This is a genomic window from Actinomadura rugatobispora (assembly GCF_042656285.1).
In the GTDB taxonomy this organism is placed as follows: Bacteria; Actinomycetota; Actinomycetes; order Streptosporangiales; family Streptosporangiaceae; genus Spirillospora; species Spirillospora rugatobispora.
The window spans coordinates 64768-71457 of record NZ_JBHSON010000075.1 but is presented as its reverse complement, the minus strand read 5'-3'; the positions used below and the strand labels follow the sequence as shown (position 1 = coordinate 71457).

Here is a 6690-nt window from a genome sequence, read left to right as displayed (position 1 = left end):
CTCGGGCAGCCCCAGCTCGCGGAAGAAGATCTCCGACATCCGCTCGTCGTAGTGCTGGCCGGTGTGGACGACCGCCTGCCCGACCCCTCCGGCCCGCAGCGCCTCGATGACCGGAGCCGCCTTGACGAAGTTGGGACGCGCGCCGAGCACATGCAAGATGATCATGAGGGTTCCGTTCCGGATCGGGGCGGGATTCAGGGGGCGGCCGGTCAGTAGGCGCCCGAGCCGCGCACCACGGCGGCGATGGTCTTCCAGAGGATCTGGGTGTCGAGGGTGAGCGACCAGTTCTCGATGTAGCGCAGGTCCAGCCGGACCGACTCGTCCCAGGACAGGTCCGAGCGCCCGCTGACCTGCCACAGGCCGGTCATGCCGGGCTTGACCGCCAGGCGCCGGTGCACGTCCTCGCCGTACCGGTCCACCTCGGCGGGCAGCGGCGGGCGCGGGCCCACCAGCGACATCTCGCCGCGCAGCACGTTCACCAGCTGCGGCAGCTCGTCCAGCGAGAAGCGGCGCAGCCGGGCGCCCAGCCGGGTGATGCGGGGATCGTCGCGCAACTTGAACAGCAGGCCGTTGCGGCCCCCGGCGGCCGACAGCACGTCGCGGCGGCGGTCGGCGCCGACGACCATCGTGCGGAACTTCAGCATCCGGAAGCGGCGGCCGTCCCGGCCGATCCGCTCCTGCGCGTAGAGCGCCGGACCCGGGTCGTCGGCCCGGATGAGCAGCGCCATCACCGCCCACAGCGGGCTCAGCAGGATCAGCGCCAGGCCCGCCACCGTCCGGTCGAACACGCCCTTGAGCAGCCGCCGCAGCCCGGCCAGCTCGGGATGGTCCACGTGCAGCAGCGGCAGCCCGGCGGCCGGGCGGATCGTGGTGCGGGGCCCGGCGATGTCCAGCAGCGCCGAGGCGACCAGCAGTTCGGTCTCGCTCTCCTCCAGCCGCCAGGCCAGCCGCCGCAGCTCCACCCCGGCCAGCTCGGGACAGGCCAGCACCGCGACGGTGTCGGCGCCGGTCCGTCCGACGACGTCGGCGACCTCGTCGAGACCGCCCTCCACGGGGACCGTCCCGAGCATGTCCGGGCCGCCGTCGGCCGGGACGCAGGCGGCCACGATCTGCATGCCGTGGTACGGGGCGCGCCCGAACTCGCGGACCAGTTCGGCCACCGCCTCGCGATGCCCGGCCGCCACGACCCGGCGCAGGCACTCCCCCCTCCCCCGCCGCCGGTGCAGCCGCTTGCGCAGGTGGTACCGCGCGACCAGGGTCAGCAGCGTGACCAGCGGTAACGCGATGACGACGTAGCCGCGCGCGACCTCGGCCTTGGTGGCGTACGAGGCGATGGCGACCGCGGCGGTCAGGCTGACGCCCGCGGTGAGGACCCGCCGGTACTCGTCGGACCCGATCCCGAAGAAGCGGGCGTCGTAGGCGCGGGCCGCGGCGGCCCACCCGACCCACAGCAGCGGCAGCCCGGCGGCCAGCACCGCGTCCGGCCGGGGGGTCAGGGAGTGCTCGCCGAAACGGAACACGAAACCGGCCAGCCCGGCCGTGAGGGCGCAGCAGAAATCCACGGCAATGGCGAGGCGAACATAGCGTGAAACCCAGGCGTCCACCCCCGCCGCCCGTCTTCTCCGGCCGGGCCGGACCCCCGTGGAAGCATGATCGATGACGCTCACCCGGCCATCCCCCGTCACCCTCTCCGTTGCCAGAAAGAACATTGACCGCAGGGTTAAGTTGCCAGTCGGGACAGGTAAAAGGAAGGTAATGTACGGGGGCCGGACGTGGCCGCGGCGCGATTTCCGTGGTCACCGGCCATTCGACTGGCCGGATTCGGACGAATAAAGGGCGGCACCGGATCACGCACTTAACCTTGCGCCTATGTGCGACACCTTCACGGATCGGGGCATGGACCGGGACATGGGCCGGATCCGGTGACGCCGCGTCCGCGTTCGCGGGCCGTCGCGGCCGGCGCCGCGGCGGCGGTCGCCGCGGTGGCCGCGGGAGCGGTGGTGCTGGCGGGCGGCGACGGCTCCGGGAGCGGCCCGGAGACGCGCGGTGGGCAGGGCCCGGCCGGCGGCGGCCTCGGCGCGCTCGGCGGCCTCGACAGGCCCGGCAAGCTGCTGTTCCGCAACGCCGTCCCCGGCCCGCAGTCGGGCAGGCTGGCCGGGGTGCCGCTCGCGGCGCCCGGCGGCGCCCGCGCGGTCAGCGGCCTGTCCTGCGTCCGCGTGCACGCCAGGGGCGGCACGGGCGTGTGCCTGACGGTCGAGCGCTCGGCCCACCCGCAGGCGTACGCGATCGCCCTGGACGCCGCGCTGCGCCCCACCCGCAGGATCCCGGTCCCGGGCACGCCGAGCCGGGCCCAGGTGTCCCCCAGCGGCCGGATGATCTCCTGGACGGTCTTCGTCAGCGGCCACTCCTACGCCGGGAAGGACCTGTCCACCCGGACCGGAATCCTCGACACCCGCACCGGCGACGTCATCCCTGACCTGGAGCGATTCACCCTGCTCCGGGACGGGCGGCCCGACACCGGCGTCGACCTCAACTACTGGGGCGTCACCTTCACCCGCGACGACGACCGCTTCTACGCCACCGCCAAGACCAAGGGCACGACCTATCTGGTGGAGGGCCGCGTCAGCACCCAGGCCATGTGGACGAAGCGCACCGACCTGGAGTGCCCGTCGCTGTCCCCGGACGGCACCCGGCTGGCGTTCAAGAAGGCCACCGGCGACCCGGCCCGGCCCTGGCGGCTGCACGTCCTGCGGCTGCGCGACATGAAGGAGACCGCCCTGGCCGAGCGGGAGTCGGTGGACGACCAGGTGGTCTGGACCGACGACCGGACGCTGGCCTACGGGCGGCTGCGCGGCGCGTCGACGGACGTCTGGACGGTGCCCGCCGACGGCTCCGGGGCGCCGCGGATGCTGCTGTCCGGCGCGTTCTCGCCCGCCCCGCTCTCCTGACGCCGGCGCCGCCGGGCGGCCCTCCCGGCACGGCCTGAATTGGCCAGCCAAGGACCTGGCCAGCTTTGGCCGCAGTGATCATCCGGATTCGGCGTGCGACAATTCCGAGCCCGTTCATCGGGCGATGCACTTTTGGTGCTGCCGTTATGGGCACATTTTGTTCACTTTCGCGGCTGGCCGGGGTAGGCCACTTTACTCGGTGGCTTTTCCGAGGAACGCGGACGCAATATTGGGGCCGACGACGGGGAAACGGGTTCGGGGAGATGCGTTGAGCCGACTGCACGCATTGCGTCATCGTTTCGTGGACGCGCCGGGTTCCCTCGGCGCGCGTTACCGCGCGCGCCGCTGGGACCGGCTGCTCGCCGCCTTTCCCGATCTCGGGGAGATGTCGGTCATCGATCTGGGCGGGACCGCCGAGTCCTGGCGGCGGGCACCGGTCCGCCCGGCCCGGGTGCACCTGGTCAACCTGGAGAAACCGCCCGAGGACCCGCCCGCCTGGCTGCGCGCCGACCACGCCGACGCCTGCGAGCTGCCGCCGGAGATCCTGGCCGGCGGCTACGACCTGGTGGTCTCCAACTCGGTGGTGGAGCACGTCGGCGGGCACGCCCGGCGCCGCATGTTCGCCGACGCCGTGCACCGCCTCGCCGACCGGCACTGGGTGCAGACGCCCTACCGCTACTTCCCCGTCGAGCCGCACTGGGTGTGCCCGGGGATGCAGTTCCTGCCGCCGCCCGCGAAGGTCACCGTGGCGCGGCACTGGCCGCTGGTGCACACCCCGCCCGCCGACCGCGCGGAGGCGCTGCGCGCGGTGCTGGAGGTGGAGCTGCTGAGCCGCACCGAGATGCGGGCCTACTTCCCCGGCTCGCTGATCCTGTCCGAGCGGGTCGCCGGGCTGACCAAGTCGCTGATCGCGGTGAGGCGGGCATGACCGCCGGTCCCGCCGACGCGTCCCCGCCCGCCGACGCGTCCCGGCCCGCCGCGCCGGTAACGGACCCGGCCCGGCTGCGCAGGCTGGGCGCCGCCGACGGCGCCGCCCGCGACGTGATCGCCGGGCTGCTCGGCCAGGCGGTGCGGGGGCTGCCCCGGATGCGCCACAACCAGTCGGGCCCGTTCGTGTTCACAATGCGCGGCGAGCCCGAAGGCCCGACCGCCAGCGGCGATGCGACGCGGCACCGCGCCGTCCCGGCCGGGCGCAGCCTGCGGTACGCGGCGATCGTGGCGCTCGGCGCGCGGCTGCTGCCGCCGGACGAGCAGCGGGCCGCGCTGGGCGGCCAGTCGGCGGCCGAGCTGACCGGGACGCTGCTGCCCCGGCTCGCCGCCACCGGCCCGGACGCGGTCACCTCGCTCGGTGACATCGCGCTGGTGGCCTGGGCCGCGGCCGAGACCGGCCACGACGGGCTGCCGCAGGCGCTGCGGCGCCTCGCCGCCGCCGACCGTCCCGGGCGCGGCGCCGTCTACACCGTCGACGCGGCCTGGGTCGCGTCCGCCCTCGCCGCCGCCCGCGACGCCGGCGCCGACCCGGCCGCCGAGCACCTCGAACGGTCCCGCCGCCGCCTCCTGGACGGCCTGCGCGGCCGCGCCCTGTACACCCACGAGGTCGGCGGGCGCGGCCTGGTCCCCCGCTACCGCGCGCACGTCGGCTGCTTCGCCGACCAGGTGTACCCCGTCCAGGCACTGGCCCGGCTCGGTGACGGCGAGGCCGTCGCGGCGGCCGACCGGGTCGCCGCGGCGATCTGCGCCGCGCAGGGCCCCGGCGGCCAGTGGTGGTGGCACTACGACGCCCGCACCGGCGGCGTCGTCGAGGGCTACCCCGTCTACAGCGTGCACCAGCACGCGATGGCGCCCATGGCGCTGCTCGACCTGGCCGAGGCCGGCGGCGCCGACCACCTCGGCGCGATCGCCCGCGGCGTCGGCTGGCTGGCCGCGCCGCCCGAGACCGGCGAGCCGCTGATGCCCGGCGACCCGGTCATGACCTGGCGCAAGGTCGCGCGCCGCGACCCGCGCAAGGCGGTGCGCGGCGCGCGCGCCGCCACCACCCTGCTGCGCCCCGGGTGGCGGGCCGCCGCGCTGGACCGGGCGTTCCCGCCCGGCGCGGTCGACCGCGAGTGCCGCCCCTACGAGCTCGGCTGGCTGCTGTATTCCTGGCTGGAGGACCACGCATGAAGCGCGAGCAGCACACCGGACGGTACGGCGGCGCACGTCCCGCGCCGTCCAGGCGGCACTTCCTCGGGGTCTGGCTGGACCCGCTGAGCATCGACGAGACGGTCGCCGCCTGTGTCAAGGCCGTCGAGCAGCGGACGCCCCTGACCATCGGGGTGCTGAACGCCGCCAAGATCGTCCGGCTGCGCCAGAACGACGGGCTGCGCCGCGCCGTGCTGGGCTGCGACCTGGTCCTGGCCGACGGCCAGTCGGTGGTGTGGGCGTCCAGGCTGCTGCGCGAGCCGCTGCCCGAACGGGTCGCCGGGATCGATCTGATGCTGGCGCTGCTGCCGGAGGCCGAGCGGCGCGGCGACCGGGTGTTCTTCTTCGGCGCCCGCCCCGACGTGCTGGAGCGCACGCTGGCGGAGGTCCGGCGGCGCTTCCCCGCGCTGGTCATCGCCGGGTCCCGGCACGGCTACTTCTCCTCGGCGGAGGCGCCCGAGATCGCCGACTCCATCCGCGAGGCCCGCACCGACCTGCTCTTCATCGGCGTCTCCTCGCCGATGAAGGAGCTGTTCATCCGGGACTGGGCGGCGCGGACGGGCGCGTGCGTCGCGCACGGCGTCGGGGGGACGTTCGACGTGCTGGCCGGGGAGGTGCGGCGGGCGCCCGAGTGGTGGCAGCGGCACGGCCTCGAATGGCTCTACCGGGTGATCCAGGAGCCGCTGCGGCTCGGGCCGCGCTACTTCACCACCAACTTCACCTTCGTGGCGCTGGTCGCGGGGGCGGCCGCGGGCGAGGCGCTGCGCGGCGCCGCGTCCCGCCTCCTCAGGCGCGGGCGGCCGCCGGGCGCGAGGCCACGGTGACGCGCCGGCGGTCGGCGGCGACCGCCGCGTACAGCGTCAGCACCGCGCCCAGCAGGCCGATCGCCAGCAGCCGCCGCGACGGCCGGCCCGTCACCGGCACCGGCCGCCCGCTCCCGGCCGTCACCTGCCAGGAGATCAGCGAGCCGGGCAGCGCGCCCTGGACCCGCTGCCGGTCCAGCAGCTGCCGCCACATCACCTCCAGCACGGCGGCGTGGGTGCGCCGGGCGTCCTCGGCGGTGGACGCGACCGCCGTCACGGTGAGGTGCGGCTGATCATGGATGGGCTGTTCCATGTTGCCCCGGTTGGCCAGCAGCACCTGGTAGGAGGCGGTGCCCCCGGCGGCGCGGACCTGCCGCCGCCCGGCCTCCGACCCCATCGTGCGCGCGGAGATCTCGGCGTTGGTCACCAGCGCGGGCGTGAAGCCCGCGTAGGCGTTGCGGGGGAACGGGGCGCGCGGCGACAGCAGCGTGATGGCCGAGCGCACCTCGTAGTCGGGACGGGCCGTCTTGACGTGCAGGGCCAGCAGCAGCGTCAGCGTGACCGCCGCCAGCGTCACCACCGGATGGCGCCGCAGCGCTCCCCCGAAATGCCGGATCGTCACAGCCCGCTCCCGCCCCGTCGGTCCCCGCCATCGTGGCACGGGGCCCGCGGCGGCGGTCGAACCTCGCCAGGTGTGGCCAGAGGGGTGACGGGGCCGCGGCCGGTCCGCACGATGGTGATCGACGGCCCCGCCGGGG

6 protein-coding genes and 1 pseudogene are annotated in these 6690 nt (G+C 75.1%); 4 read left to right on the top strand and 3 right to left on the bottom strand.

Features of this window, described 5'->3' with window-relative positions:
• Nucleotides 1-165: pseudogene (locus ACFPZN_RS39860) on the bottom strand (non-hydrolyzing UDP-N-acetylglucosamine 2-epimerase); the annotation flags it as partial.
• 44 nt (nt 166-209) lie between these two features.
• Nucleotides 210-1562, bottom strand: a complete 1353-nt coding sequence (locus tag ACFPZN_RS39855) for a sugar transferase (RefSeq protein WP_378287759.1) — start codon at nt 1560-1562, stop codon at nt 210-212.
• 360 nt (nt 1563-1922) lie between these two features.
• Here ACFPZN_RS39855 and ACFPZN_RS39850 point away from each other — a divergent pair, with 360 nt between their 5' ends.
• The 4 genes from ACFPZN_RS39850 to ACFPZN_RS39835 all read left to right on the top strand — a co-directional run bounded on the left by ACFPZN_RS39850 (nt 1923) and on the right by ACFPZN_RS39835 (nt 5953).
• On the top strand, nt 1923-2948 hold the full coding sequence (locus ACFPZN_RS39850) for a TolB family protein (protein ID WP_378287758.1): 1026 nt from the start codon (nt 1923-1925) through the stop codon (nt 2946-2948).
• A gap of 268 nt (nt 2949-3216) precedes the next feature.
• The gene (locus ACFPZN_RS39845; protein WP_378287757.1) at nt 3217-3876 is read left to right on the top strand and encodes a hypothetical protein; all 660 of its coding nucleotides are present in this window, start codon (nt 3217-3219) and stop codon (nt 3874-3876) included.
• Nucleotides 3873-5111 carry a hypothetical protein gene (locus ACFPZN_RS39840; protein WP_378287756.1) on the top strand — a complete coding sequence of 413 codons (1239 nt, stop codon included), beginning with the start codon at nt 3873-3875 and terminating at the stop codon, nt 5109-5111. Before ACFPZN_RS39845 ends, ACFPZN_RS39840 begins: the two co-directional genes overlap by 4 nt.
• A complete protein-coding gene (locus ACFPZN_RS39835; RefSeq protein WP_378287755.1) occupies nt 5108-5953 on the top strand; it encodes a WecB/TagA/CpsF family glycosyltransferase in 846 nt (281 codons plus the stop codon). The genes ACFPZN_RS39840 and ACFPZN_RS39835 overlap by 4 nt, the downstream gene beginning before the upstream one ends.
• On the opposite strand, the gene ACFPZN_RS39830 is transcribed toward ACFPZN_RS39835, so the two are convergent.
• Nucleotides 5916-6554, bottom strand: coding sequence for a hypothetical protein (locus ACFPZN_RS39830; RefSeq protein WP_378287754.1), 639 nt, complete (start codon nt 6552-6554; stop codon nt 5916-5918). The genes ACFPZN_RS39835 and ACFPZN_RS39830 overlap by 38 nt on opposite strands.
• Between the last annotated feature and the right edge of the window lie 136 nt (nt 6555-6690).